Raw genomic sequence first — 26348 nt, forward strand, 5'->3', positions numbered from 1 at the left:
TTTCACCATGCAGGCACGGCCCGACATTTGAATAGCGTTTGAAATGGGGATTTTTTGTCCACGTGAAATATCGGTCGGTTTCCCGCAGTCAAAGGCTCCAGACTTTCAAGCCCCCCTAACCTCCAAAGGGTAAGCGTTTGAGGCTCCCTCGTGTCATGATCACGGTCCATAACTTAGTTGTTCTTTGCTTCTATGTCGGCACCGGCAGGCGCAGCCCAATCAATGCAAAACGCCACGCCCGAAGGCCGTCCAGTTGGGGGAAATTTCACTCTTCGCCAGCATTGGTAAGCCGGGCCCCGTCACCTGTTGCATTCATTGCATCGAGGTCAAGCTCTGTGTCCAGGCGCTCGGCCAGCGCACTGCCCATCCGGCCGGCATCGCGCAGGCTGTTGACGACCTTGCGCTGCGCATCGAGTGCCTGCAGCAGCGCCGGGCCATGCTCTGCATGGCGGCCCAGCGCTCCTGCGCTTGCGATGCCGATACTGCCCGATTCCAGCCGCGCGATCAGATCCCCGGAACCACCGCCCGACTTTTTCACGGCGGCGATGCTGGCCCGTCGCGCTCGAATCCGCGCGCTGCACTCCTCGCGCGCTTCCCGGTCCGGGTCGCCGACCTGCAGACGCTGGACCAGCGGCAGTAGCGTGATGCCCTGGAACAACAGCGTGGCGATGATGACGATCAGCGTCAGGAAGATGATCGTGCTCCGGAGTTCCCCGTCCCCGCCGAAGGCCAGCGGCAGGGCCAGCGCCAGTGCGAGCGAAACCACGCCGCGCATGCCGGCCCAGCCCAGCACGAACCGCTCGCCGAGCGACGGTACAGAATCATGGCCGATACCGAAGATCGCCACCAAACGCGGCACCATCAGCATCCAGGCCAGGCGAACAACGATGACAGCCGCGCCCAGAATGATGCCGGCACGGACCACGGCCCAACCCGGCCAGTTAACCGCAATCTCGCCGATCAGCAGCCCAAGCAGCACGAAGACCAGCGCGGTACTGACATAGCGCAGGAAACTCCAGACCGTGCGTGCGGCGAGACGCGCGACGGGCGAAGAAACCCGGGCCGACGAGGATCGCAGCATAAAGCCCAGCGTGACCACAGCCAGCACGGCCGAGCCGCCAAAGCGGTCGGCGAGGTGGTAGGCCAGGTAGGGCGTCGCGAGCGAAATGCCAATCTCGAGCGGCACGCTGTCGATACGCCGCCTGAGCAAGCCGGCGATCCAGCCCGCCGCCAGCCCGACGGCTACACCAATCGGTACCTCCTGAAGCAGTGCCAGCAACGCGTGGGTAGCTTCGAACTTGCCGGTGGTCAGCGCCTCCAGTGCGACACCGTAGGCAACGATGGCGACCGCGTCGTTGACCAGTCCCTCACCTTCAAGGATCACCACAAGCCGGTGCGACAGTCCGGTCTTGCCGGCCACGGCGGTGGCGGCAACCGGATCAGGCGGAGCAAGGATGGCGCCGAGAACAACGGCAGCCGCCCACCCCAGTCCGACAAGGAAATGGCCGATCAGTGCAACTGCGCCAATCGTTGCGAGGACGAGGCCGATAGCCAGCAGTGCGATAGGCCGCAGGTTGCGCCGAAACGTCTGCAAAGGCAACGCATACGCAGCTGTCGTCAGCAGCGGCGGCAGGAAGATGAACAACACCAGGTCCGGCGGCACGCGAATCACCGGCAGGAACGGCATCAGGTGCCAGACCACGCCGACTGCAATGCCTGCACAGGCAAAGACGACCGGTGCAGGCACGCTGGTTTTTGGCGTAAACAGCGCCGTCACCAGCGTCAGGCCGAGCACGATGAACGTGACGTCAATCAGGCTCATGGTTGCGTCCTTGCAGACCGTAACAAACGGACACTGGCGCTTGTGTCAGCGAATCCTGGACACCGGTCATATGCGCAGCCAAAACGACTTCAAGCCAGGCAGTGCTGCGAAAAGCATCATTGACCATGCGTTCAAGGCCAAAATGCAGCCGGCAGTCTTGAGCGCGCGATGGCCATCGAGCACCAGATTTCAGGAATTGTGATTCGGTGGTCGAATGTGACCGTATCAAGCAGTTCATGCACTGGTTTCACACTGGGCTTTCCTTTGCGATGCCTGGTGAAGGCATGAAAATCAACGCTGATTGATGTCTCGACTGGATTATTTTCCATCGGGCCCAGGCCGATCCGTTCAGTCAGCCCGTGGCACCAACAACCCATGCCAATTGCGTACGCAGGGCAAAAAATAGTCTTCAATGCACCTGTTTCTGGAACCGGCATATGGCCGAGCGCAGTCTGGATACGTTCGACATCCGCCTCAACCTCAACAGCAGGAAGGCCATCAACCTACGCCCGCCATTCCCCCATTTCCATGTCCTGCCAATACTTGGCGTGCGTGGCCTTGACGCACAGCAGCACCATGCCCGGCGTGTCAGTGCCTTGAGCAAACCATTGCCCCAGTTCAGGGACCCAGTGCTTGTCAAATTCGGCCTTGTCACGGATCAGTTCGGCCCGGCCGGTGACGGTCACATAAAGTTTGTCATCGCCCTCGAATGCCAACTGCACTTCAGGGTTGCCACTGATCTGCTTGACCTTGTCCGATGCTTCATAGGTGAAATAGTAGGACTTGCCGTCAAAGTCAACGTCGGCGTTGTTGCTCATGGGGCGGGCAGCGAGTAACCCGTCTTCGGCCACTGTAACCAGCGAGGCGATATCGAGATTGCACATTTTTTTCGCCATGTCTTTCAAGTCAGTCTTCTGGATGTGCATTTGCATGGATGGTTTACCTTTGACAATCGTGATTGAACTGGGCAAGCCCTACACTATGAAATTGGCTGGGCGGGCCGCATCAGACACCGCGCAGAAAAAACGTAGGAGCAAACGGTCAGCAAGCCTGTTGCGGCCCTACCCTCCAGATGTGAAGCCGCCCCCCTGCGCAGGCAAGACATGTCAGCGCAATTGACCCTTGGTCTGCTTGGCTACAAGATTGCCTCTGATATTTCTTTTTCCAAAGTCCGTGTGGCCTCATTTTCCCGTCGATCTTTGGCCAAGTGAGCATCATGCACATTGAAATTGGGGCAACCCGGCATCCGGTCGACATCACCCGCAGGATCGAGGCCGTGAAAGTTGCAGGTGGCCCGAGATGCCCGAGCATCGCTGCTATAAATGCGACATGCAGGCATGAATCCTGCGTCTGGAACAAAGATTTTGTTGCCTGCAAGACACCTTGATTTGCGTCCTCCCATCTTCCACTGAAAGGCACCCTCCCATGGCCATCCGTGTTGCGCTGCACCACAAAACCAGCTACCACTACGATCGCCTGGTCGCACTGTCACCGCATGAGGTTCGCCTGCGACCGGCACCCCATGCGCGAACCCCGATTCTTTCCTATTCGCTGACCGTCACGCCAGAAGACCATTTCATCAACTGGCAGCAGGACCCCTACGGCAATTACATCGGCCGCTACGTGTTCCCTGAAAAATCAAACCAGCTCGAATTCACGGTTGACCTGGTGGCAGACATGACCGTCATCAATCCGTTTGATTTTTTCGTCGAAAAATATGCCGAATTTTTCCCGTTCAGCTACCCGGTGCAACTGGCCGCCGAACTCAGCCCCTATTTGAAGGCCGACAAGCCCGGAGAATTGCTGGTGGCCTGGGTGGCAGACGCACGGCGCGACCTGCTGAAGAAAAACCTGGCAACCAACGACTTTCTGGTGGCGGTGAACCAACGCCTGCAAGGCGACATTGCGTACTTGCTGCGCATGGAGCCTGGCGTGCAGACACCCGAAGAAACGTTGCAAAAACGCTCGGGCTCCTGCCGCGACAGCGGGTGGCTGCTGGTGCAGATCATGCGCGAGATGGGTTTGGCCGCACGGTTCGTGTCGGGTTACCTGATCCAGTTGCGTGCCGACCAGGCCTCGCTCGATGGCCCTAGCGGCACCGAAGTCGACTTCACCGACCTGCATGCGTGGACCGAGGTGTATGTTCCCGGCGCCGGCTGGATCGGGCTGGACCCGACATCGGGCATGCTGGCCAGCGAAGGCCATATTCCGCTGGCCTGCACGGCCATGCCTTCGTCGGCGGCGCCGGTGACCGGCTTTACCGACAAGGCCGAGGTCACGTTCTTTCATGAAATGACGATCACGCGCATTCATGAAGACCCGCGCGTGACCAAGCCTTACAAGGAAGAAGACTGGCAAAAAATCAACCTGCTGGGTCAGCAGGTCGACGCTGACCTGAAGCGCCAGGATGTGCGCCTGACCCAGGGCGGCGAGCCGACCTTTGTGTCCATCGACGACATGGACGGCGCCGAATGGAACACCCTGGCGCACGGCGACAAGAAGCGTGAACTGGCCGGTCAGCTCATGCATCGCCTGAAAAATCACTTTGCACCGGGCGGGATGCTGCATTACGGCCAGGGAAAATGGTATCCCGGCGAACCCCTGCCGCGCTGGGCCCTGAACATTTACTGGCGCATTGACGGCCAGCCGATGTGGCTCGATCCCACGCTGTTCTCGGACGAGGCCATCCCCGATGGCTATGGCAGCGAAGAGGCCGAGCGTTTCAGCGCCGAATTGGTCAAGGCGCTGGGCTTGCCGGCCCACAGCCAGATTCCCGCCTATGAAGACGTCTTGCAACAAGCCCGGCTGGAGCAAGGCCTGCCGGTGAACCTGGACCCGCTGCAGGTTGACCTGAAGGCCCCGGAGCAGCGGCGACGCCTGGCGCGCCTGCTTGAAGACGGACTGGGCCAGGTCGTGGGCTATGTGCTGCCGCTCAAACCCAGGGACCTGGACCCGAGCATTGCCCTGGGAACCGCCTGGCGCACCTCCCCCTGGCCGCTCAAGCGCGAGCATCTTTACCTGACCGAGGGAGACTCGCCTCTGGGGCTGCGTCTGCCGCTGAATGCGCTGCCCTGGGTGCAGCCCGACGAAAAAGAGCCTGAATTCGATGTCGATCCTTTCGCACCGCAAGCGCCGCTGGATGCCGGCCGAAAGGAAAAACGGAACACGGCCAAGGCGAAGAAGCCGGCGCCTGCGGACGAGCAGCCCGAGCCAAGTGAAGTCATCCACACCGCGCTGTGCGTGCAGGCAAGGGGTGGCCGGCTGCATGTCTTCATGCCCCCGGTCAAACGCATCGAAGACTACCTGGCGCTGGTCACGTCGGTCGAGAACACGGCGGCCAAGCTCAAGCTCAAGCTGTGGATCGAAGGCTATCCGCCGCCGCGCGACCCGCGCATCAAGCTGCTCAGCGTCACGCCCGATCCGGGTGTCATTGAGGTGAACATCCACCCGGCGGCCAGCTGGAACGAGCTGGTCTACAACATGACCACCTTGTATGAAGAGGCACGGCTGACGCGCCTGGGCACTGAAAAATTCATGGTCGATGGCCGCCATACCGGCACTGGCGGCGGCAACCACGCGACGCTGGGCGGCGCGACCGCCGAAGACAGCCCGATGCTGCGCCGGCCCGACCTGCTGAAAAGCCTGATCACCTACTGGCAGAACCATCCGGCGCTGTCGTATCTGTTTTCGGGCACCTTTATCGGCCCGACCAGCCAGGCGCCGCGTGTCGATGAGGCACGCGACGACAACCTGTACGAACTGGCGATTGCCTTTCAGCAGATGGACCAGGTGCTGCCGACCCTGCAGCCGGGCGACAAGCCCTGGATGGTGGACCGCCTGCTGCGCAACCTGCTGGTTGACCTGACCGGCAACACCCATCGCTCGGAATTTTCCATCGACAAGCTGTATTCCCCTGACGGCCCGACCGGCCGCCTGGGGCTGGTCGAATTCCGCGCCTTCGAGATGCCGCCGCATGAGCGAATGAGCCTGCTGCAAATGCTGCTGCTGCGCGCGCTGGTGGCGCGTTTCTGGCGCCAGCCCTACCAGGCCAAACTGGTTCACTGGGGCACTGCGCTGCATGACCGCTGGATGCTCCCGCATTTCGTGGCACAGGACATCCGCGATGTGGTCAAGGATTTGCGCGCCTCGGGTTACGCCTTTGAAGAGCATTGGTTCGACCCGTTCATCGAATTCCGGTTTCCGCGTTTTGGCACCGTGGTCTATGAAGGCGTGGAGATGGAACTGCGCCAGGCCATCGAGCCGTGGAATGTGCTGGGCGAGGAAATGACCGGCGGCGGCACGGCGCGCTATGTCGATTCATCGGTGGAACGCATGCAATTGCGGGTACGCGGGTTGACCGACGGACGCCATGTGATCGCCTGCAACGGACGCATGCTGCCGCTGCATCCGACCGGCGTTCCGGGCGAGTATGTGGCCGGCGTGCGTTTTCGCGCCTGGAGCCCGTGGTCCGCCCTGCACCCGACCATTGGGGTGCAGGCGCCGCTGACCTTCGACCTGGTGGACACCTGGAGCGGTCGCGCCATCGGCGGCTGTACTTACCACGTCGTGCATCCGGGCGGACGCAGCGAAGCGCATTCGCCGATCAATGCCAACGCGGCCGAGGCACGCCGGTTCGCGCGCTTTTGGTCGCACGGGCATACGCCCGGACCGATGAACGTGTACAAAGAGGAGTTGAATCCAGGCTTCCCCATGACGCTCGATTTACGGTGGCAGCCTTATTGACTGTATCCTTGCACGCTCACCCAACGCGGATGCCTCGCTTTTGAGTCATCCGCGTTTTTGCAAGAGAAATACCCGATCCGATGTTGAATCAACTACTTGCCGGTTACCCGGCTGCGCCAGATAGTTTTGATGAAATGCTGGACCGCTCGGGCCAGCCACGCGCGCATTGGCGCACCTTCCTGGACAGCCTGGCACACGAAACGCCTGACGTCATGCGCAAACGCACCGAGTCGGTGCAAAGGCAGGTGCGTGAAAACGGCGTGACCTACAACGTCTACACCGATGACAAAGGCATGCAGCGCCCCTGGGACCTGAATGTCCTGCCGATGATCCTGCCGCCGGGCGAGTGGGCAGGCATTGAGGCCGCAGTGATCCAGCGTGCCACGCTGATAAACCGGCTGCTGATCGATGTCTACGGCGAGCAAAAAATGCTGGCAGAAAGGCTGTTGCCGCCCGCACTGATTCACGGACACGCCGGCTTCCTGCGGCCATGCCATGGGATGCGGCACAAGGACGGCGTCGCCCTGCACTTTTACGCCATCGACCTGGCCCGGGCACCCAACGGCGGCTGGTGGGCCGTGGCCGACCGGACGCAGGCACCCTCGGGCGCCGGGTATGCGCTGGAAAACCGCTCGGTCATCTCGCGGACCTTCCCTGATCTGCTGCGCGACCTGAACGTCCAGCACCTGGCCGGCTTCTTTGACACGCTGCGCGACAGCCTGGCCACCTGGGGGCGCCAATGCGCGGCCAGTGGCCCAGGGGGAGTACCGTTGCGCGAGAGTGAAGCGCCGCTGATCGTTCTGCTGACGCCAGGGCCGTACAACGAAACCTATTACGAGCAGGCCTACCTGGCGCGCTATCTTGGATTGCCGCTGGTTGAAGGCAGCGACCTGACGGTGCGGGACGGCATTGTGTGGCACAAGACACTGTCCGGCTTGCAGCGGGTGCATGTGGTCATGCGCCGGGTCGACGATGACTACTGCGACCCACTTGAATTGCGCACCGACTCGGCGCTGGGCGTGGCCGGACTGACCGAGGCCGCCCGGCGCGGCAATGTGCTGATTGCCAACAGCCTGGGGTCGAGCCTGCTGGAGTCGGGTGCGCTGCTCGGCTTCCTGCCGTCGCTGTGCAAGCGCCTGCTGGACGAGCCGCTCAAGATGCCGTCGGTGGCCACCTGGTGGTGCGGTGAACCCGCTGCACTGGAAGTGGTGATCAACCGGCTCGACCAGCTCATCATCAAGCCGAGCTTTCCCCAGCTCCGGGAATTTCCCATCTTTGGCAAAGACCTGACAGGAGAGGCGCGTACAGCGTTCATCCACAAGATGCGCGCCAATCCCAAAAACTATGTGGCACAGGAACTGGTCCGGCTGTCCCAGGCGCCGGTGTTGGATCATGATGCTGGCGGCGGCCTGAATGCCCGCGCCATTGGCCTTCGGGTCTACGCCTGCGCCACGCCAAAAGGCTACGTCGTGATGCCGGGCGGACTGACCCGCGTGGCGACAGGGCTGGATTCGCGCATCATCACCATGCAGCGTGGTGGCGGCAGCAAGGACACCTGGATACAGGCCAGCCAGCACGTCGAGGTGCCCAGTCTGCGCAAACGCACCATCACGCACCAGGACCTGGTCCGCGACGACACCCATATTTCCAGCCGTGTGGCAGAAAATCTTTTCTGGTTCGGCCGCAATGCAGAGCGTTGCGACAACACCGCCCGCCTGCTTCGCGTCGCGCTGAATTTCCTGTTCAATGTGGGACCGGCAAATCGCGGCGACGAATGGCCAACCGTGGTGGCGCTGTGTACCTGGTTCGGCCTGATCGAATTGAAGGAAAGCATGCCAGGTCAAAGCCAGGCACAGGCCGGCAAGGTGGCATCTCTCCTGAGCGACACCATGATCAAGGCAGAACTGATGCATGCAGTGGCGTCGCCAGACGTTCCGGGGCTGGCCAGGCAGCAGCAGCAGCTCTACCAAAGTGCCGGCCAGTTGCGCGAACGCTTTTCCGTTGACAACTGGCGCGCCTTCAACCAGATGGTGCAAGGCGTGTCTGGCGCTGACGCCCGGCTGTCCCAGTCAGAAGCGATGACGATTCTTGATGACGCCACCACCGCCCTGATGACCATGTCCGGCTTTGCCCTCGACGGCATGAGCCGCGACCTGGGCTGGCGTTTCATGTCCTTGGGGCGGCGTCTGGAACGCCTGCAGTTCCAGGCCGTGACGCTGCAACATGCGCTTGGCATGCAAGCCAACGGCAACCTGGACTGGCTGCTGGAACTGTCCGACTGCATCATCACCTACCGTGCCCGCTACCGGGCGCAGCCCGAATGGCTGCCGGTGCTGGACCTGCTGCTATTGGACGAAAGCAATACCCGTTCGATTCTGTTCCAGCTCGAAGGCGTCCTCAAGAGCCTGACAAAGATATCGCTGACCTACGGCCCGTGCGGAGAACAGGAACTGGCCCTGTTGAGGAACGAGTTGGTGTCGCTGGCGCCCGACACGGACCTGTATTGCGGCAATGCGCACCTGATGGACCTGCTCCGCCGTATCCAGGTGGCAAGCGCGCAAATGTCGCAACAGGTCAGCGTTCAATTCTTCAGCTACACCGGCAGCCACCCAACGAAGACGCAAACAGCATGAATCCCTTGCCCGTGAGCACTGCCGTGCGCGCCCGTTATCACGTTGTTCACGAAACCCAGGTGACCTACGGGAGCGCGGTTACGCTGTCGCAGCAATACCTGCACATGACGCCGAGGTCCTTCCCCTACCAGCAGATCGAGTCGCATGCGCTCTGGGTGACGCCAACAGAAAACGATGGCATCGACGGGATGGATTATTTTGGCAACAAGACCCGTCAGGTCACCATCACCGCAGCGCACCAAAGCCTGATGGTGCATGCCGAATCGACGGTTGCGCTGATGCAGCGGCCCGATCGGGACGGCATCCAGGGAAGCGCTTCCTGGGAAAGCCTGCGCGACCGGCTGCAACAGGGCATGGATGCCGCCATGATTGATGCCTACCGCTTTCTGTATGCCTCGCCGCACGTGAGCTGCAGCCTGGAACTCGAAGCGTTTGCGCGCATCAGCTACACGCCGGGCCGGGCGCAGCTTGATGCCGCACTCGACCTGACCCAGCGAATTTTTGACGAGTTCGATTTTGACGACACCGCGACCGACATTTCCACGCCGCTGGATGAGGTCCTGCGTGGCCGCCGGGGCGTCTGCCAGGATTTTGCCCAGTTGATGATCGGCTGCCTGCGCAGCCTGGGCCTGCCCGCGCGCTATATGAGCGGCTACATCCTGACGCACCCGCCCGCCGGCCAGCCGCGCCTGATCGGTGCCGATGCATCGCATGCCTGGGTGTCGGTTTTTTGCCCAGGTCCGGGCTGGGTTGATTTTGACCCGACCAACCGCTGCCTGGTGCAGCACGAGCACATCACCCTGGGCTGGGGCCGCGACTTCAGCGATGTCACGCCGATGCGCGGCGTGGTGCTGGGCGGCGGCGAGCAGGAACTCGAGGTGCGGGTGACCGTCACACCGCTGCCGCTGGAGGGCGTATCGCGGCCAGGCAACAAGGTGGCGGCAGTTTGCCAAACTTGAGCGGCAATGCGCCGTGCTTCCGGGCAGTCCATGTCAACACGTTGAAACCCGGCCCGCCACAACCTTGGCGGAGAATTTTCCGCCGCCTTTTTTTGCATTTCATAAAATTGAACCCTCCCATGAAACAACTTTCAAACAGCGGCCACCAGGCCGTCAACGACATCGCCCAGCGCCACGGATTCAGCCCTGAGGCGGTAGCGAGCATGCTCGAATCCGTCATCAACGGCAACGGCAGCATGGCGCAGTTCAACCATCCCGAATTCAGCGGCTCCGGCCAGTGGATGCGCGGCGGCATGACCATGGTGTCCGACATGTTCAACAACCAGCTCAAGGGTCGCGTCGATGCCCTGTGCGCCGAACTTTCAAGGCTGGTGGCCAGCCAGCCCGAACTGCTCAGGACCGGCAGCTTCCAGTCGCAAAACCAGGGCGGCCAGCAGCAAACCAGCCATGCCGGCGACGCGTACCAGAACGTCACTGCGCCCATGAATCCTCCAGCCAGCCTGTTTGCCGCGCCGGCCCCGGGCACGTCGCCCGACTGGTGGCCGTCCGACCTGCGCTGGCCCAACAGCACCGGCGCCCAGAACGGCGTGAGCTATGCCTACTTTGCGCAAGCGCGCCGCCTGGCCATCGAAATGAATGGCAGCGTCACCGTCTATGACACGCAGGACCACCAGCTCGGCGGTTTTTCGCAGCAGCAGTCCTTCAGCGGCTCGGTCACCTTTTCCAGCCAGTACGGACTGGTGGATGTGACCCGCCTGCCGGTCGTGTCGGTCAATGGCATGCAGCACAACCTTGACGTAGCCGGGAGCGCGAACGGCTTCGACTCAACGCAGGCAGCCATTCGTGAATTTTTGCCAGCAGCCTGCGCGGCGCAAGCCCCTTTTCCGCTCCAGCCGGGATTGCAGGCCGGTCCTGGCAACCCCACGCCAGGCAATGCAGACATTTTCCAGATGATCGAGAAGCTTGCCGACCTGCGAAGCCGGGCCATCATCAGCGATGAAGACTTCAACGGCAAGAAAACCGAATTGCTGTCACGGCTGTAGGCCTGCCCGCGGCGGTTGCACCGTGCACCCCGGTCAAGACGGGTAGGACGCATCCGACAGGCTTGCCTGTCGGCCACTGATTGCACAGTTCAGCCAAAAAGCGGACGCTCTGCAGTCTGCAACTCCCGAGCCTTGATGTGTCCGCCATCTTCGACATCACCCACACCACCCATTACCGGTATGCCCAGCAGGTCACGCTGGGCGAGCACTGGGTGCAGTTCCGCCCGCGCGACAGCCATGACCTGCGGGTCCTGGCCACTGACCTGCGGGTCACGCCTGCGCCGGTGGACATCCGCATGTTTCAGGATGCCTATTCCAATTCCATCGCCAAGATCCAGCCGCAGAGCCCGGCGAATGAACTGGAGGTGGTGTGCATGTCCTCGGTCGAACACACTGGCACCCGAGCGGTCAACTTTCCCATGAGTTCGCGCGCCCGGCAGTTCCCGCTGGCGTATGGCGACGAAGAACGCATGGTGCTGCACCATTATCTGACGCCCTACTACGACGACCCCAGCGGCATCCTGCAGGACTGGGCCAACCAGTTCATCCGGCCCGACGAAACCACCGGAACCCGGGAATTGCTGGTGGAAATGACGCAATACATCCGCAACACCATGACCTACCATGTGCGCCTCAATCCCGGGGTGCAGACGCCGTATGACACGCTGCGGCTGAAAAGCGGCGCCTGTCGGGATTTTGCGACCCTGATGATCGAGGCGGTGCGCCGGCTCGGCTATGCGGCACGCTTCGTTTCAGGCTACCTGTACACGCCGTGGCTGGACACCGAGGACCAGCATTGTTATGGCAACGGCTCCACCCATGCCTGGGTGCAGATCTACCTGCCCGACGCCGGCTGGATTCCGTTCGATCCGACCAACAACCTGATCGGCGGCACCGACCTCATTCCGGTTGGGGTGGCCCGCCATGCCAGCCTGGCCAAGCCGCTGCATGGATCCTGGGACGGTTCGCCAGGAGACTTCCTGGGCATGGATGTCACCGTCCAGGTGCGCAAGCGAGGCTGAATCGGCTCCAACAGCCTGCAACGGCGGGCTTCGTCCTACAGCGCCAGTTCCGGCCTGCCGATGTGCCGGCTCTGCACAAACTGGTTCAATTCATAAGTTTTCGATACTGCTTGAGTCATGACTCAAGCCATCCTATTGCCCCGCAGGAACTCCGATGAACGATACCTTGATGAACGACCCCAGCACTGCCTTGATGTTTCAGGACCAGCTGGCCCCCGCCGCCGCCGTGGCGCAGCCATTCAACACCAACCGGTTGCAAATTGATTCGACGCTGGACTATGCCGTCGATGGCCCTTCCGAGTTTGTGTTTCTGATCCATGTGGCCAACGGCATGGGCCAGACGCTGGTTCAGGAAAATTTGCAGATCGAGCCGCCCACGCCTTTTCGAACCTATTGCGACAGCCAGTCGGGCAATCGCTTCTTGCGCTTTCAGGCCCAGCCCGGCCCGCTGAAAGTGGTCTACCACGCCTTGGTCGACCGCATGATCGAGCCCGCTGATGTCAATGCGCCGGAAGTGCCGGTGCACGAGCTACCGGACGATGTGCTGCATTACCTGACGCCCACCCGCTATTGCGAATCCGACCTGCTGGGGCCGAATGCCGCTGAACTGTTTGGGCAGTTGCCTCAGGGCTACGCCCGCGTGCAGGCCATTTGCGAATGGGTGCGCGGCAACATTGATTACCGCATCGGCTCGACCAACGCCACCACGACAGCGCGCGAAGTCTTCATGCAGCGAGCCGGCGTTTGCCGGGACTTCGCACACCTGGCGGTGACCTTTTGCAGGGCGCTGAACATTCCGGCCCGGCTGGTCAGCGGCTATGCCACGTTCGACGAACCGCCGCCGGATTTTCATGCCGTCTTTGAGGCTTACCTGGGCGGGCGCTGGGTAATGTTCGATCCGACCGCGATGTCGCCGCTGGACCAGATCGTGCGCCTGGCCCATGGCCGGGATGCCAAGGACGTAGCCTTCGCCACCATTTTCGGCCCCGCGCGCATGGTCGCGATGAGCCCTGATGTAATGCTGTTGAACCGCAACGCGGCCTTTCCGGGATAAGCGCACAAGCGGAGCTGCTGTCGCGCAAGGATCCTAAAAACTGCTTTTTGCTATTTATTTGATAGCTAAAAACTCAATGCAGTCGGGCGCAAAAGGCTGTTTAAACCTTATTGATAGCCTTCCGGGTTGCCGCTTTGCCAGCGCCAGGCATCGAGGCACATGTCGGCCAGGCTGCGGCTGGCGGTCCAGCCCAGCAGGCGATGCGCCAGTGACGGGTCGGCATAGCACTGCGCCACATCACCCGGCCGGCGTGCGGCGATCTGGTAGTTGACCGGACGGCCGCTGGCCTTTTCAAACGCCTTGACCACTTCCAGCACGCTGTTGCCGCGGCCGGTTCCCAGGTTCACGGCAAAGCTTTTTTTGGTTTCCAACAGCGCCTGGAGTGCGGCCACATGCCCTTCGGCCAGGTCCTGGACGTGGATATAGTCGCGCACGCCGGTGCCGTCCGGCGTGGGATAGTCACTGCCGTACACGTTCAGGAAGGGCCGCTTGCCAATCGCCACCTGCGTCACGAAAGGCATCAGGTTGTTGGGAATGCCGCTCGGGTCTTCGCCGATCAGGCCGCTTTGGTGCGCGCCAACCGGATTGAAATAGCGCAGCACGCCCAGCTGCCAGGACGGGTCGGACGACTGCACCGCCGACAGGATGTCCTCGATCACCAGCTTGGTGTGGCCGTAGGGGTTGGTGTGGCTGCGCGGAAAACCTTCGGTGATGGGCACCGATGCCGGATCGCCATACACCGTGGCGCTGCTCGAAAACACCAGCGTCCTGCAACTTGACGACTGCATCGCCTCCAGCAGGCTGACCGCGCCGCCAATGTTGTTGCGGTAGTACCTGAGCGGCCGGGCCACGCTTTCGCCGACCGCCTTGTCGCCGGCAAAGTGCAGCACGGCAGCAATGCGGTGGCGCCCAAGCACGTCGCCAACCCACGGCGTGTCGAGCACATCGCCTTTTTCACACGCCACGGTCTGGCCGGTGATCTGCTGCAGGCGCTCCAGCACGGCCGGATGGCTGTTGGAAAAGTTGTCCAGGATCACCGGGGTAAAGCCCGCCTCGATCAGTGCGACGCAGGTATGGCTGCCGATATAGCCGGCACCGCCGGTCAGGAGTATGTTCATGGAAGGGTGGTCTATTGGATGGATGGTAGCTGGGCGGTCTGCGCTGTCCGGCTTGGCACCTCATGGCAAGCCGGTCAATCGCAAGTCGGGTCTCGCGGTTGTGTTCCGTCTGATTATGATCAAATCACCCGCTTGCGCAATACCCGTCTGCACAAGCCGCTATGGATTCAGGAGTTCATCAAACGGTGCGTCGGCCAGCGGACGCCAGTGCGGTGGCCTTCAGTCGAAATAGTCTTACAGGTTGCGGGCGCCAAAGGTGTCGCAGGCCTTGACGCTGCCGTTCTTCAGGCCGGTGTCGAACCACCGCTGACGCTGGGAACTCGTGCCATGGGTGAAGCTTTCAGGCACCACGGCACCGCGGCTTGAGCGCTGCAATGCATCGTCGCCAATCTGGGCCGCAGCATTCATGGCTTCCTCGACATCGCCCTTCTCCAGGATCTGCCGGGCGCTCTGGGCATGGTTGGCCCAGACGCCGGCAAAGCAGTCAGCCTGCAGTTCCAGGCGAACGCTCAGCGCGTTGTACTCGACCTTGCTGACGCGGCCGCGCATCTGCTCCATTTTTTCGCTGATGCCCAGCAGGTTCTGCACATGGTGGCCGACTTCATGGGCGATCACATAGGCCTGCGCAAAGTCGCCGGGGGCGCCCAGCTTGTTTTTCAGGGTTTCGTAAAACCCGAGGTCGATGTAGACCTTTTGGTCGCCGGGGCAGTAAAAAGGCCCCATGGCCGCCTGCCCCTGGCCGCAGGCGGTTTGCGTGGCGCCGCGAAACAGCACCAGCCGGGGCTCCTGGTAGGTGCCGCCACCCTTGGCGAACACGTCTTTCCAAACGTCTTCGGTATCGGCCAGCACGGTGGACACGAAGGCGGCCATGCGGTCGTCGGCTGGCGGCCGCTGCGCGGGGGCTTGCTGCTGCACCTGTGCGGTGGGCGCCCCTGCGCCGCTGAACATGCTCAAAAGGGTCAGCGGGTTGATGCCGAAAATCCAGCCGCCCACCAGGGCCACGACGATGGTCCCGATGCCAATGCTGCGCCCACCCAGCAGGCCGCCGCCGCCAAAACCGCCGCCGCCGTTGCTGCGCCGGTCCTCGACGTTGTCAGATTCTCGATTGCCTTCCCATTTCATGGTGCCTCCGGGTACAAAGTGGTCAACAGGCCAATGCCAGCGTCCAGCTGCCCGCATGTCGAAAAATATTCAGGATGGACCGCCCGGTTTCAAGACCCATTTGGCGTGATCCATGAAAGGTTATTCAAAACGAACCGTCAGCCCCGCAAGCGCGCCGCCCACCGGACCCGACGACTCGATCTGGGTCTGCCAGGTTTGCCCCGGCGCCACCGGATGGGCATCGGTCAGCGTCCCGGTGGTCACCAGGTCGCCGGCTTTCAAGGCGGGCGCGCCAGGCGTGGCACGCAATTCCCGCACGAAGTGCAGCAGCGCCTGCACCGGGCCATCGAGCACATTGGCGCCCCGGCCTTCGTCTTTCAGCGCACCGTCACCGTACAGGCGAATGGTCAGGCCGGCCAGCGCCTGGACCAGATCGACCGTGGGCGTGCCCGCCGGGACCGGAATGCGCGCTCCGACCAGCAGGAGGCCATGCAGGCCGGCATCGGCGACGGCCTGGGCCGCGGTGAACTTCCAGTGGGAAAAATGCGTATGCACGATTTCAAAACCATGCGCCACCCAGTCGAGCGACGCCACCAGCTCGTCTGCCGAGCAGTCGGGGGGCGGCGCATCACGCAGGCAAAACACAATTTCGGGTTCGATACGCGGCTCGCACAAGCCGTCAAGGGACAGCACCGCCGCATCGGGCGCATCGGAGGTCGCCTGCGTCACGCTGCCTTGCCAGACGGTTCCCCAGATGGGTGAATCAACCTGGTAATGCGGCCAGATGTTGCGGTTGGTAAAGCCGACCTTGTAGCCCGCCGGCACGTCGCCAGCCCGGATTCGCGCTGCGCGCACTGCCAGCGCGGCCGCATAGGCCTGCGGCAAGTCCACGGGCATGGTGGCGGGCCAGTCCAGCGGCAGGGCCTTCAGGCGCGCCTGCTCCAAGCGGTCGGCCAGGTCAGAAAAGGATTTTGAATCAGTCATGGGCTTGAGCTTCAGGAGGATCAGGTGGGGCGCAAGGGCTGCAGCTGGGCATTGTGTCGCATGCGGCTTGAATCACGATGGGTCAAAGCGGCCTGCTGAAAGCCTGGCGCACTGGCAATGGCCGGCGCGCCAGCCAGTGCATCGGTCTCGATCTGGGGGTAGGTCGAATAGGGCAGGAAGCCTGCATTGACCTGTTCGACGCATTGCCTGCGTACTGCGCCCGAGTCGCTGGCTGCGCAGCCTGCAAGGGCGGCTTGCGCCGCGTTGTGCTGTGCCTGGCGCAGGGCAGCCTGTTCAAGCTGTCCGGTCACCACCTGAAACAGGGCTGCCAGCAGGACCACAAAAGCCATGCAGGCAGCCACCGTCAGCCAAACACCGCAAGGCGACTTGTCAACTTTTGTTAATTGGTTTGCAACCATGGCCCGGCTCCGCTGTTTATTTAATTGCTGTGCCCATGCTACTGGTCGAGCTTTCCGGAAAATCCGGCCATTTTCGCGTCACCGCGTAGGATAAAAGCGGTTTCCCGAACCTGCGGCTGCAAGTGATCGGGTTTGCCATCACGCCACGATGTCTGTCAACTTCAAACGGCCACTTCAGACTGCCATTTGGCAGCTGCGGCTGGCCTCTGACTGCAGCCCGGTCGGCCATGGCTTTCAGGCCGCGCACTGACCGCAGGCATCGGGCCGTCGTCAGCGAACCAGACGGGTGCGGCCGCGCCATTTTGAAAAGCTGCCGCAGAGTTCGTCCACCGGCGTGAACAAGCGCGGCGCAGCATGCTGTTGGACTGAAGCGGGCAACCAGGGCGTGCCCGGCTCCCGCAGGTGCGGATCGGCCAGCAGATGCACCGAACGCGCTGCGCGCAGCGCCGTGCCCATGGTTTGCGCGGGGGCATGCCAGCACAGCGGGGCCAGCTGACGCATGCGGCGGGTGACGAAGTCCCAGCGCTGCGCCGTCCAGGGATGCTGCTGGTGAAACTCGGCCACGGCAATGCCCAGCGCCAGCGTGCCTGCGGGCAGGTCGGCAGGCAATGCGCCCAAGGCCCACGGATGCACCAGCCAGACATCCCTGCCGTGCACCGCCTGTGCATCGACCAGCGCGAAGTCGTCCGGCCGTGGCGGCAGGCTGAACCGCTCGGGCGGACTGATGCCGGCGACGCCATTGCGTCCAAAAACAGCCGGCTTTTCACTGCGGGCAATGCGGTCAAGCGCTTCATAAGAGGTGTCAATGACGCTGCCCGGGCTGTGCCAGGCGGCCGGGGCGAAACGCTGCACATTGTCGGCATTGAACACATACGGCTTGCTGCTGCCGGTGCCGGCCACCCACTGCCAGCTCAGGTGGTTGCTAGCCAGATCACCGTCGAGCAAATGCGAATACAGCCATTCGGCGCCGACATGCCAGTGAACTTTTCGCAGGTGCACCACATAGCTGGCCAGCCACATGCGCGCATGGTTGTGCAGATAGCCGGTGGCATAAAGTTCGCGCACCGCGCAGTCGATGGCGGGCACGCCAGTCCTACCCTGCACGATATCGTCCGGCATCACTTGCGCATAGGCCGCCTCCGGCAGCAGGCCGTCATGCAGTGAATGGTGAATGCCCGAGCCGACATGGCGCCAGACATGCTGGAAATACGCGCGCCAGCCCAGCTCAAAGACAAACTTGTGCTGGTCATCGAGCGGATACACCGCATCCACGCCCGCATGCACCTCGGGCAGCGAGACAAAACCATGCGTCAGGTAAGGCGAGAGCCGGGTGACGGCGCCGTCCAGGGCATTGCGCGTGCGGGCATAGTCCTGCGGGCGAACCGCCTGGATGCGCGCATGGGCGGCCTGCAAGGTCGGCTCAAAGACAAAGGGGGTCATGGCGATAGCGGCTGGCTGGCCAGCGTTTGATGAGACTGCGCTTGCTGAAGGATCAGGGCGCGTTTTTCCGGGGTCAGCCGGGCGATGTTTTTCACCTGCAGCGCCATGCGCGGGTTTTTTGCCAGCCGGGGTTCGTGGCGCATCAAAAAATCCCAGTACAGGGTGGTGAACGGGCAGGCCTTGTCGCCCGTGGCTTCGGCCGGGTCGAAGCGGCAGCCCTTGCAGTGGTTGCTCATGCGCTGGATGTACTTGCCGGTGGCGGCATACGGCTTGCTGGCCATCAGCCCGCCGTCGGCAAACTGGCTCATGCCCAGCACGTTGGGCATTTCCACCCATTCGACCGCATCGACATACACGGCCAAGTACCACTCGTGCACCGCCTGCGGCCTGACGCCCAACAGCAGCGCATACAGGCCGGTGACCATCAGGCGCTGGATGTGGTGCGCATAGCCGTGCGCCAGGGTTTGCGTGAGGGCGTCGCGCAGGCAGGCCATGTCGGTCTGGCCAGTCCAGTAAAAATCCGGCAGCGGCTGCTGCGCGTCCAGTTCGTTGCACCCGGCGTAGTCGGGCATTTGCGTCCAGTAGATGCCGCGCACAAATTCGCGCCAGCCGAGGATTTGCCGGACAAAGCCTTCCACGGCCGCCAGCGGCGCATGCCCGGCCCGCCAGGCCGCCTCGGCCGCCGCCACCACTTCGCGCGCGCCCAGCAGCTTGAGGTTCATCGACGACGACAGGTGCGAATGGTAGAGCCAGGCCTCGCCATGCCACATGGCGTCTTCGTACTGGCCAAACAGCGGCAGCCGCTGGGCAATGAAGCCATCGAGCGCCAGCAGCGCCTGCGCCCGGGTGACCGGCCAGCCAAAGCTGTCCAGCGTGCCAGGATGGCCGGAAAAGCGGGCATTGACCAGCGCCATGACGCCCTGCGTGATCGCGTCGGGCGCGAAAAAGCTGCGCGGCGGCAGCGCGCCCGGCCCGGCCGCGCCAAAGGACTGGCGGTTGTCGGCATCAAAATTCCACTGCCCGCCCGCCGGCTTGCCGCCTTCCATCAAAATGCCGTTTTTGGTGCGCAGCTCGCGGTACCAGTATTCCAGCCGCAACTGCTTGCGGCCCTCGGCATGCGCGGCAAAGTCGCGCACGGTGCTGAAGAAATGCCGGTCATCACGCAAGTCAAGCGGCTTGCCCGATGCGTTTGCCGCAGTGCGCATCGACTGCAGCACGCGCCAGTCGCCCGGCGCGGTCATGACCAGCGCTTGGGGCGACAGGGTGTCGATGTCGCGGTGCAATTGGGCCGCCAGCGTGCCGCCATTGGCGCTGTCGTCCAGCCGGGTGTAGTGAACCGTCCAGCCCCGGGCGCGCAGCGATTCGGCAAAGTGGCGCATGGCGCTCAAAAACAGGGCAATGCGCTGCTTGGCCGACCAGACGTGGGTGGATTCCTCGGCCACTTCGGCCATCCACACGCAATCACGTTCGGCATCAAAGCCATCAAAGGCAGATGACTGTTCATCCAGCTGGTCGCCCAGCACGATGACCAGATGGCGCAGCCGCCCGGGAGGTGCGGGGGTGGCTGCGGCCGCTGCCGTGTGTTCGCCGGTCATGCCGCTGCGCCGCTTTTATTTTTCCTGGCGCGGCAGGCATCCGAGCAGTCAAGCACGTCGGCCCAGTTTTTGGCCCAGGCCTTGCACCAGGTCATGGTGCGGCCGCAAACGGCGCACAGCTTGTGCGGTAGGGCCTGCTTGTTGCCCTTGAAGTCATTTTTCATGGACCGATTGTGGCAAGACTGATCCGCCCGCCAAGGCCAGCCTGATTTTCAAGGGTTTTTACACGCTATTTATTTAATAGCTATTGACGCAGACAGATATTGCGCAGGAGGGAGTTTTTGTTCGGAAACTCGAACACAGCAGGCAAAGATCAGGGGTTTACTTTTCCAGCATCCACTGGATGACGTACTTGGCGACAAAGCCCACCATGCCAAAGGCCAGGCCCAGAAAAATCACGAAAGTGCCAAACTTTCCGGCCTTGGACGACCAGGCCAGCTGGCCGATGATGAACAGCATGTAGAGCATGAACGCACCGACGCCGAACGACAGTCCAAAGGCGGCCACCTGCTCCTCTGAATAGCCGAACATCAGGCGGCACCCTCGGGCGGCAGGCGCTCGGGCAGCGCACTGGCATCGACCAGGTCGCGGTAGGCATGCCAGCTGGCATGGCCCAGCAGCGGCAGCACCACGACCAGGCCCAGCAGCAGCGTGCCCAGGCCGAGCAGCGTCAGCACCATGATCAGCGCCGCCCACAAGACCAGTGGAAGCGGGTTGGTCAGCACCGCCTGCCAGCTGGTCAGCACCGCCTGCAGCACATCGACCCGGCGGTCGAGCAGCAGCGGCATGGCAATCACGCTGGATGCAAAGATCGGCGCCGCCATCAGGCCGCCCATGGTCAGCCAGAGCTCGAAGACGTAGTGGCCTGGCGCCAGCACGATGTGGCGCAGGAAATCCAGCGGCGAGTTGACGGGTTCGGGCGCCAGCAGGGTGATCAGCGCGGCCGATGTCAGCACCCAGCCGGTCCCGGCCAAGGCCAGCAGCAGGCCGAAGCGCACCATGCTCCAGTAGCCGCCCCTGGCCGCATAGCGCGAAAACTGCCAGCGCGTCCAAGTGTTGACGATGAGCCGGAGATTGACCGGCTCACCGCGTTCAATTGCCCGGCTGATGGCATACAGGCTGGTAGCCAGCACCGGCGCCACCACCAGAAAACCGGAAAAGGCACCGGCCAGCAGCCAGAACCGGTCGCGTGCCAGCAGCACCAGCAGGCCACCGAACGCGGCAGGGACCAAGCCGTGCAGCAGGCTCAGCCAGCCGCCGCGCCGCATGTCCCGGGCACCGCGCGCCAGCCAGTCCAGGGGCTGGGCCATGCCGATGTTCCGGATGCCGGGCAGGGCCAGCGCGCCGCGGCGGGTGCGCGGCGCAAGGGGTGGAGGGGGAGGAAGATTGGATGGGGACACGGTGGAAAGGAAGCTTACCTGCAATTCTTCGAGCAGCGCCTGGATTCAGCGGCAACATGGCTGAAAATCGCCGCGCATTACCCCATGCAGGCATGCGATGCAGGCACTTCACGGGTGTTTTCATGCGCGTTGACTCTTGTCAATGACAGAAATCCCGGACAGGCGCATGATCAATTTCAATCCACCAAGGAGACCTTTCAATGACCCCAGAACAAGCCACGCCCTACCGCCAGCAACTGATCGCCATGCACACCGCCATGCTGGCGCAGATGAGCGACCAGCGCGGCGGCCTGCTGGGCCGCGCCGAAGCGGCAGCCGACCATTTCAATCGCCGCGAGGACTCCAGCGCCCAGGTGGCCACCGAGCGCGAACTGGAGTTTGCCATTGGCGAGCGCGAAACCAGCGAACTGGCACTGATCGACGCGGCCCTGGCGCGCATCGACTCAAGCAGCTACGGCGAATGCATCAACTGCGCAGCCCCCATCCCCGCGCCAAGGCTGCAAGCCAGCCCCGAAGCACCGCGCTGCATTGCCTGCCAGGAAAAATTCGAACAGCGCCAAGCCGCCTGAAATCCGGTTTCTCCTGCTTTTTTTATCCTGTCCCGGGACAGCATTGCATGCGCACTTTTCACGTTGTCGCCGGGATGGCCCATTCCGAAGTCCATGTGTGGATGTCTGACCGCGATCTGGCCAGGTCCGTCCGCCTCCCTGCCCGCCCAACCGCAGTGCGAGGCGCAGGCCCTGTCAATCCGCAGCGGCAGCGCTTGTTGGTACTTTCCTGCTGGTCAGGGCCGGGGGAACGGGTTAGGCTGACGCCTGACGACAGACCCGTCTTTTCAACCAAAACCCCATGCGCTCACCCCCTTCCCGCGACGACGGCTGCAAGCCGCCCGCAACCGTTTCGTCCCAAGCCCGTCTTCTGCGCGACGACCTGCCCGTCATGGCCGCGCCGTATGTGCCTCCGCCTCCGGTCGGGCCGCAGGCCATGATGCAGCCGCTCGGTCCGGGCGCGCCCTTTGCCTGGCTGGGCGCAGGATGGCGCGACCTGAAGGCGCACCCCGGCATCGGCCTGTTTTACGGCCTGTGCTTCTGGCTCATGGCGGTCACGCTTGGCGCCGTGTTTCGCGCCCGGCCTGAATACACGCTGACGATTGCCTCGGGCTGCCTGCTTGTCGGCCCCTTCCTGGCAATGGGGCTGTATGAAGTCAGCCGCCGCCGCGAGCAAGGCCTCACGCCCGAACTCGGGGCATCGCTGACCTGCTGGGACAGCCACATCCGCAGCATAAGCATGCTGATTCTGGTGATGATCGTGCTGGAACTGCTGTGGGGCCGGGCGTCGCTGGTGGTGTTCGCGGTGTTTTTCAACACCGGCATGCCTTCGACCACCGGGGTGCTCAATGCCGTGTTCAACCCCGACAACTGGGAATTCGTCGCCGTTTACCTGGTACTGGGGGGAATGTTTGCGGCGCTGGTGTTTTCGACCGCCGTGGTGTCCATCCCGATGATCCTGGACCGCGACACCGATGCCATTTCAGCCGCCATTACCAGCATCCGGGTGGTGTTTTCAAGCCCCGGCGTGATGCTGCTGTGGGGGTTGGTCATCACCACGCTGATTGCCTTGGCGCTGCTGCCCTGGGGCGCGGGCCTGGTGGTGATCGGCCCGCTGCTCGGCCATGCAAGCTGGCATGCTTACCGGGGAACGGTGCGCTGGCAGGAAGCTGATGCATCGGCCAGCAGCACCGCCCACGGCTGAAACAGACGGCAAAAAAATGGCCGGTGAACGCCGAAAGTTCAGGGGTTTTTGACTTCCACCTGTATTTCGTTTCGCCGCCACATGGGCAGGGTCCACGGCGGGTCATAGCGCGCCAGCAGCGGCGCGCCGACGGGCTGCAGTTGTCGCGACCGCATCCAGGCCGCCAGTTCATCGGTTTTTTGCTGCACCTTGGATGCCGTGTTCAGGCCCGAGTAACCCAGCACGGCAAAAGTCCTGGCGGGCAGTTCACGCAGGCTGACCGCCGCGTTGACCGGTTTGGGCAGCGTCTGCATCGAATACTGGCCCGGCATCACGAAATGAATGCGCCACTGGCTGGCAGTCGCCATGGAGGCATCAGCCGCCACGGGTTCCGCCGTGACCGGGGCGGTCATGGCTATTTTTGCGGAGCGGGCCACCGGCTCCAGGGTGACAGGCGCGGTCATGGCGATTTTTTCGGAAGCGTTTTCAGCGCCCGTGGCCGCCAGCGTGTTGTTGCCGAAGATGTAGTCGGCAATCAGCCTGAAGCCCTTGCTGGACGCCGCGTCCATGTCGCCATCGACGAGCGTTTCGGCAACGATGACCGGCGCATACCGGCGGACTTCGTAGCTGCCATCCTGTGTCAGCACGTCAAACCGGGGTTCTTCAACAGCCATCGCCATGCTCCCTGCAGTGATTCCGGCCATGAGCAGGCCAGCAAAGCGCCCCGGGCGACGCCACGCCGCCGGGGTTGACCTCAAGCGGACGGCCTTCATACCCACCCCTGCTTCCAGACTTCTTCGTTTTGCAGCTCACGCCAGGCAACCCGTTGCGTGGCGCGTGAAAAGACCGCCTCGATTTCCACCCACTCCGCGTTGTCGGCTGCCACCAGCGGCTCGATCACCTTGGTGACCAGAAAATGCTTGTCCTTTTGCACCGGCTGCACGGCCGTCCATTTGGACAGCAGGAGTTTTTTGGCATTCAGGGGGTTCATGCGTCAGGCAGATGATCAACCGTCCGAAGTTCCAGGGGTGTTTCAGGCCGCCCGGCGTCAGGCGCTGCCTGGACTGACGGCTCGCTGGACAAGCCCGGCGCGCACATTTTCTCCCCGTCCCAGCGCTGGCCACACCAGCACATCCCTTCTGCATTGATCATGCAGGTGCCGGTTCCGCAGCAGCGGGTGTCGTCATTTCTCATGGGTTGCTTGCCTTTCGTGGGTGGACTTCAGGCCTTGGGCAGCGTCACGCCGACCTGCCCCTGGTATTTGCCACCCCGGTCTTTGTAACTGATTTCGCAGACATCGTCCTTGTCGCTTTCAAAAAACAGCACCTGCGCGCAGCCTTCTCCGGCATAGATGCGGGCCGGCAGCGGCGTGGTGTTGGAAAATTCCAGCGTCACGTAGCCTTCCCATTCGGGCTCAAAGGGCGTGACGTTGACGATGATGCCGCAGCGCGCATAGGTGCTTTTGCCCAGGCAGATGGTCAGCACGTTGCGCGGAATGCGAAAGTATTCGAGCGTGCGGGCCAGCGCGAAGCTGTTCGGCGGAATGATGCAGCTGTCGCCGTGCATGTCGACAAAGCTTTTTTCATCAAAGTTCTTCGGGTCCACCACGGTGCTGTGGATGTTGGTGAAGACCTTGAACTCGGGCGCGCAGCGAATGTCGTAGCCGTAGCTTGACGTGCCGTAGCTGATGATCTTGTGGCCGTCTCGCTCGCGCACCTGTTTCGGCTCGAAAGGCTCGATCATGCCGGTGGTTTCGGCCATGTGGCGTATCCATTTGTCGCTCTTGATGCTCATTGGGAAGGTTCCTTGCGTTGCCGGTGATTGTAGGCAACGTCGATTGAAGAAGCTGGCATTTGGCTACGGTGTGGCAGCGCTCCGTGCGGGCGATGATTTGCTACTATTTTAATAGCTGATTATGCTTGCGCACTGTGCGCAAGAGGCCAATTTGATCATTAATTTACAAGCTGCACCTGGCCAACACCGCCGGCCTGTGAAATCACGGTCTTCTCGACCAGCCGGTCGTCGCCCAGCACGATCATGGAAAACAGCAGCTCGTCCAGGCTGGCCGCCTGCGCGGTCTTGCGCGCCAGCAACGGCGTGGCCTGCGGGTTGAGCACGACAAAGTCGGCCTCGCAGCCCGGCAGCAGGTTGCCGACAACGCCCGACAAGCCCAGCGCCTGCGCGGCGCCGGCCGTGTGCTGCCACCACAGGTGTTGCGGGCTTAATGAAACGCCGGGCTTGGTCTGCCCTTCCCGGCCGACGTAATACGCCGCCAGCATGGTGTGAAACGGGCTGAAGGAGGTGCCGCCGCCGACATCGCTGGCGAGTCCGTAATGAAAACCCACGCGGTCAGCGCCGGCATAGTCAAAAAACCCGCTGCCCAGGAACAGGTTGCTGGTCGGGCTGACGGCGGCCGCGGCGCCTGTGCTGCGCATCAGCGCGCGGTCTTCGTCGTCGAAATGTATGCAGTGGGCATAGAGGGCGCGCGGTCGCATCAGGCCGAACTGTTGGTACACGCTCAGATAGCTGCGCGCTTGCGGGTACAACGCGCGGACCCAGGCGATTTCGTCCTTGTTCTCGGCGACATGCGACTGAATCCACACGTCTGGATATCTGGCGGCCAGTTCGCCCGCACCGCGCAACTGGGCGGCGCTGCAGCTGGGCACGAAGCGCGGCGTGATGGCGTAACCCAGCCGGTCCACGCCGTGCCAGCGCTGGATCAGCGCTTCGGTATCCCGCAGGCTTTGTTCGGTGTCGTCACGCACGCCGTCGGGCGCGTGCTGGTCCATCAACACCTTCCCGGCGATCAGGCGGAGCTGGTGCTGTTGCGCCTCGGCAAACAGCGCATCGACCGATTCGGGATGCGAGGTGGCAAAGGCCAGCGCTGTCGTCACGCCGTTGCGCAGCAGTTCCGCTATGAAAAACGTAGCTGCTTGCGCACTGTAGTCGGGCGCAGAGAACCTTTTTTCATGCGGAAAGGTGTAGTTTTCCAGCCACGGCAGCAGTCCCTCGGCCGGCGAGCCGATGACATCGGTTTGCGGAAAGTGGATGTGCAGGTCGACAAAACCGGGCGCAATGATGCGGCCGGGAAAATGCTCGGTGGGCACATCGGCAAAACGCGTCGCCAGCTCGGCATAGCTGCCCAGCGCCTGCACCACCTGCCGGCCCCGGGCGTCCGGACCGACAACCAGCAGGCCGTCGGCTTCGAGCACCGCACGGGGGACCGCAGGATCGGGAAAACAAAGAATCGGGGCGCGCAAGGCTTTCATCGTGCCAAGATTACC

General features: G+C 62.7%; 24 protein-coding genes. 8 read left to right on the forward strand and 16 right to left on the reverse strand.

From position 1 onward, the window contains the following. Window positions 1–265: 265 nt before the first annotated feature. The 3 genes from IWX85_RS04980 to IWX85_RS04990 form a co-directional block, all read right to left on the reverse strand. Window positions 266–1822: a sodium:proton antiporter gene (locus IWX85_RS04980; protein WP_196868951.1), complete on the reverse strand. Its 1557-nt coding sequence runs from the start codon at window positions 1820–1822 to the stop codon at window positions 266–268. Window positions 1823–1953: 131 nt separating this feature from the next. Next, a complete protein-coding gene (locus IWX85_RS04985) occupies window positions 1954–2259 on the reverse strand; it encodes a hypothetical protein (protein ID WP_196868952.1) in 306 nt (101 codons plus the stop codon). Window positions 2260–2325: 66 nt separating this feature from the next. After that, window positions 2326–2754 carry a pyridoxamine 5'-phosphate oxidase family protein gene (locus IWX85_RS04990; protein WP_196868953.1) on the reverse strand — a complete coding sequence of 143 codons (429 nt, stop codon included), beginning with the start codon at window positions 2752–2754 and terminating at the stop codon, window positions 2326–2328. A 493-nt stretch (window positions 2755–3247) separates the two neighbouring features. On the opposite strand from IWX85_RS04990, the gene IWX85_RS04995 reads away from it, so the two are divergent. From IWX85_RS04995 to IWX85_RS05020, 6 genes are all read left to right on the forward strand, one after another. Further along, a complete protein-coding gene (locus tag IWX85_RS04995) occupies window positions 3248–6565 on the forward strand; it encodes a DUF2126 domain-containing protein (protein ID WP_196868954.1) in 3318 nt (1105 codons plus the stop codon). An 80-nt stretch (window positions 6566–6645) separates the two neighbouring features. Further along, on the forward strand, window positions 6646–9198 hold the full coding sequence (locus tag IWX85_RS05000) for a circularly permuted type 2 ATP-grasp protein (RefSeq protein WP_196868955.1): 2553 nt from the start codon (window positions 6646–6648) through the stop codon (window positions 9196–9198). Continuing rightward, window positions 9195–10157, forward strand: coding sequence for a transglutaminase family protein (locus IWX85_RS05005; protein WP_051984276.1), 963 nt, complete (start codon window positions 9195–9197; stop codon window positions 10155–10157). Before IWX85_RS05000 ends, IWX85_RS05005 begins: the two co-directional genes overlap by 4 nt. Before the next feature lie 119 nt (window positions 10158–10276). Then, window positions 10277–11200, forward strand: coding sequence for an SHOCT domain-containing protein (locus tag IWX85_RS05010; protein ID WP_196868956.1), 924 nt, complete (start codon window positions 10277–10279; stop codon window positions 11198–11200). Between the two features lie 137 nt (window positions 11201–11337). Further along, window positions 11338–12222 (forward strand): transglutaminase family protein, encoded by an 885-nt coding sequence (locus IWX85_RS05015; RefSeq protein ID WP_196868957.1) that lies wholly within the window; start codon window positions 11338–11340, stop codon window positions 12220–12222. A 154-nt stretch (window positions 12223–12376) separates the two neighbouring features. Then, window positions 12377–13276, forward strand: a complete 900-nt coding sequence (locus IWX85_RS05020; RefSeq protein WP_051984275.1) for a transglutaminase family protein — start codon at window positions 12377–12379, stop codon at window positions 13274–13276. 107 nt (window positions 13277–13383) lie between these two features. Here IWX85_RS05020 and galE read toward each other — a convergent pair whose 3' ends face one another. The 9 genes from galE to IWX85_RS05065 all read right to left on the reverse strand — a co-directional run bounded on the left by galE (window position 13384) and on the right by IWX85_RS05065 (window position 21333). Then, the gene (galE, locus tag IWX85_RS05025) at window positions 13384–14394 is read right to left on the reverse strand and encodes a UDP-glucose 4-epimerase GalE (RefSeq protein WP_196868958.1); all 1011 of its coding nucleotides are present in this window, start codon (window positions 14392–14394) and stop codon (window positions 13384–13386) included. A 234-nt stretch (window positions 14395–14628) separates the two neighbouring features. Further along, complete coding sequence (locus IWX85_RS05030) at window positions 14629–15516, reverse strand: neutral zinc metallopeptidase (RefSeq protein ID WP_196868959.1); 888 nt, start codon at window positions 15514–15516, stop codon at window positions 14629–14631. A gap of 120 nt (window positions 15517–15636) precedes the next feature. After that, a complete protein-coding gene (locus tag IWX85_RS05035) occupies window positions 15637–16479 on the reverse strand; it encodes a 2-keto-4-pentenoate hydratase (RefSeq protein ID WP_036809554.1) in 843 nt (280 codons plus the stop codon). 20 nt (window positions 16480–16499) lie between these two features. Next, on the reverse strand, window positions 16500–16829 hold the full coding sequence (locus tag IWX85_RS05040; RefSeq protein WP_196868960.1) for a hypothetical protein: 330 nt from the start codon (window positions 16827–16829) through the stop codon (window positions 16500–16502). A gap of 339 nt (window positions 16830–17168) precedes the next feature. Beyond that, window positions 17169–18338: an FAD-binding domain-containing protein gene (locus IWX85_RS05045; RefSeq protein WP_196868961.1), complete on the reverse strand. Its 1170-nt coding sequence runs from the start codon at window positions 18336–18338 to the stop codon at window positions 17169–17171. Beyond that, window positions 18335–19933, reverse strand: coding sequence for a cryptochrome/photolyase family protein (locus IWX85_RS05050; protein WP_196868962.1), 1599 nt, complete (start codon window positions 19931–19933; stop codon window positions 18335–18337). Before IWX85_RS05050 ends, IWX85_RS05045 begins: the two co-directional genes overlap by 4 nt. Continuing rightward, complete coding sequence (locus IWX85_RS05055) at window positions 19930–20097, reverse strand: DUF2256 domain-containing protein (RefSeq protein ID WP_081932625.1); 168 nt, start codon at window positions 20095–20097, stop codon at window positions 19930–19932. Before IWX85_RS05055 ends, IWX85_RS05050 begins: the two co-directional genes overlap by 4 nt. 157 nt (window positions 20098–20254) lie before the next feature. Continuing rightward, on the reverse strand, window positions 20255–20464 hold the full coding sequence (locus tag IWX85_RS05060) for a DUF2788 domain-containing protein (RefSeq protein ID WP_196868963.1): 210 nt from the start codon (window positions 20462–20464) through the stop codon (window positions 20255–20257). Next, a complete protein-coding gene (locus IWX85_RS05065) occupies window positions 20464–21333 on the reverse strand; it encodes a DUF2189 domain-containing protein (RefSeq protein WP_081932624.1) in 870 nt (289 codons plus the stop codon). Before IWX85_RS05065 ends, IWX85_RS05060 begins: the two co-directional genes overlap by 1 nt. A gap of 200 nt (window positions 21334–21533) precedes the next feature. Here IWX85_RS05065 and IWX85_RS05070 point away from each other — a divergent pair, with 200 nt between their 5' ends. Together IWX85_RS05070 and IWX85_RS05075 are read left to right on the forward strand one after the other, a co-directional pair. Continuing rightward, window positions 21534–21902 (forward strand): TraR/DksA family transcriptional regulator, encoded by a 369-nt coding sequence (locus tag IWX85_RS05070; protein WP_196868964.1) that lies wholly within the window; start codon window positions 21534–21536, stop codon window positions 21900–21902. Between the two features lie 415 nt (window positions 21903–22317). After that, a complete protein-coding gene (locus IWX85_RS05075; protein ID WP_231379558.1) occupies window positions 22318–23085 on the forward strand; it encodes a DUF2189 domain-containing protein in 768 nt (255 codons plus the stop codon). A 38-nt stretch (window positions 23086–23123) separates the two neighbouring features. On the opposite strand, the gene IWX85_RS05080 is transcribed toward IWX85_RS05075, so the two are convergent. From IWX85_RS05080 to guaD, 4 genes are all read right to left on the reverse strand, one after another. Further along, window positions 23124–23768: a heme-binding protein gene (locus IWX85_RS05080; RefSeq protein ID WP_036809541.1), complete on the reverse strand. Its 645-nt coding sequence runs from the start codon at window positions 23766–23768 to the stop codon at window positions 23124–23126. Between the two features lie 65 nt (window positions 23769–23833). Beyond that, complete coding sequence (locus IWX85_RS05085) at window positions 23834–24055, reverse strand: TIGR02450 family Trp-rich protein (protein WP_196868966.1); 222 nt, start codon at window positions 24053–24055, stop codon at window positions 23834–23836. A gap of 230 nt (window positions 24056–24285) precedes the next feature. After that, entirely contained in the window at window positions 24286–24858 is a 573-nt protein-coding gene (gene dcd / locus IWX85_RS05090) for a dCTP deaminase (RefSeq protein ID WP_036809536.1), read from the reverse strand. Between the two features lie 158 nt (window positions 24859–25016). After that, window positions 25017–26333, reverse strand: coding sequence for a guanine deaminase (guaD, locus tag IWX85_RS05095; RefSeq protein ID WP_196868967.1), 1317 nt, complete (start codon window positions 26331–26333; stop codon window positions 25017–25019). Window positions 26334–26348 lie beyond the last annotated feature (15 nt).

The sequence above is a fragment of the Polaromonas sp. CG_9.11 genome (genome assembly GCF_015752225.1).
Lineage (GTDB): Bacteria > Pseudomonadota > Gammaproteobacteria > Burkholderiales > Burkholderiaceae_C > Polaromonas.

Bases quoted from the DNA above. Each gene is read 5' to 3' on its own strand.
- IWX85_RS05045 (WP_196868961.1), bottom strand. From the start codon at position 18,338: ATGACCCCCTTTGTCTTTGAGCCGACCTTGCAGGCCGCCCATGCGCGC.
- IWX85_RS05010 (WP_196868956.1), top strand. From the start codon at position 10,277: ATGAAACAACTTTCAAACAGCGGCCACCAGGCCGTCAACGACATCGCC.
- dcd (WP_036809536.1), bottom strand. From the start codon at position 24,858: ATGAGCATCAAGAGCGACAAATGGATACGCCACATGGCCGAAACCACC.
- IWX85_RS05075 (WP_231379558.1), top strand. From the start codon at position 22,318: ATGATGCAGCCGCTCGGTCCGGGCGCGCCCTTTGCCTGGCTGGGCGCA.
- IWX85_RS05030 (WP_196868959.1), bottom strand. From the start codon at position 15,516: ATGAAATGGGAAGGCAATCGAGAATCTGACAACGTCGAGGACCGGCGC.
- IWX85_RS05055 (WP_081932625.1), bottom strand. From the start codon at position 20,097: ATGAAAAATGACTTCAAGGGCAACAAGCAGGCCCTACCGCACAAGCTG.
- galE (WP_196868958.1), bottom strand. From the start codon at position 14,394: ATGAACATACTCCTGACCGGCGGTGCCGGCTATATCGGCAGCCATACC.
- IWX85_RS04990 (WP_196868953.1), bottom strand. From the start codon at position 2,754: ATGCAAATGCACATCCAGAAGACTGACTTGAAAGACATGGCGAAAAAA.
- IWX85_RS05035 (WP_036809554.1), bottom strand. From the start codon at position 16,479: ATGACTGATTCAAAATCCTTTTCTGACCTGGCCGACCGCTTGGAGCAG.
- IWX85_RS05080 (WP_036809541.1), bottom strand. From the start codon at position 23,768: ATGGCCGGAATCACTGCAGGGAGCATGGCGATGGCTGTTGAAGAACCC.
- IWX85_RS04995 (WP_196868954.1), top strand. From the start codon at position 3,248: ATGGCCATCCGTGTTGCGCTGCACCACAAAACCAGCTACCACTACGAT.
- guaD (WP_196868967.1), bottom strand. From the start codon at position 26,333: ATGAAAGCCTTGCGCGCCCCGATTCTTTGTTTTCCCGATCCTGCGGTC.
- IWX85_RS05005 (WP_051984276.1), top strand. From the start codon at position 9,195: ATGAATCCCTTGCCCGTGAGCACTGCCGTGCGCGCCCGTTATCACGTT.
- IWX85_RS05040 (WP_196868960.1), bottom strand. From the start codon at position 16,829: ATGGCTTTTGTGGTCCTGCTGGCAGCCCTGTTTCAGGTGGTGACCGGA.
- IWX85_RS05050 (WP_196868962.1), bottom strand. From the start codon at position 19,933: ATGACCGGCGAACACACGGCAGCGGCCGCAGCCACCCCCGCACCTCCC.
- IWX85_RS04985 (WP_196868952.1), bottom strand. From the start codon at position 2,259: ATGCCGGTTCCAGAAACAGGTGCATTGAAGACTATTTTTTGCCCTGCG.
- IWX85_RS05060 (WP_196868963.1), bottom strand. From the start codon at position 20,464: ATGTTCGGCTATTCAGAGGAGCAGGTGGCCGCCTTTGGACTGTCGTTC.
- IWX85_RS05020 (WP_051984275.1), top strand. From the start codon at position 12,377: ATGAACGATACCTTGATGAACGACCCCAGCACTGCCTTGATGTTTCAG.
- IWX85_RS05085 (WP_196868966.1), bottom strand. From the start codon at position 24,055: ATGAACCCCCTGAATGCCAAAAAACTCCTGCTGTCCAAATGGACGGCC.
- IWX85_RS04980 (WP_196868951.1), bottom strand. From the start codon at position 1,822: ATGAGCCTGATTGACGTCACGTTCATCGTGCTCGGCCTGACGCTGGTG.
- IWX85_RS05000 (WP_196868955.1), top strand. From the start codon at position 6,646: ATGTTGAATCAACTACTTGCCGGTTACCCGGCTGCGCCAGATAGTTTT.
- IWX85_RS05070 (WP_196868964.1), top strand. From the start codon at position 21,534: ATGACCCCAGAACAAGCCACGCCCTACCGCCAGCAACTGATCGCCATG.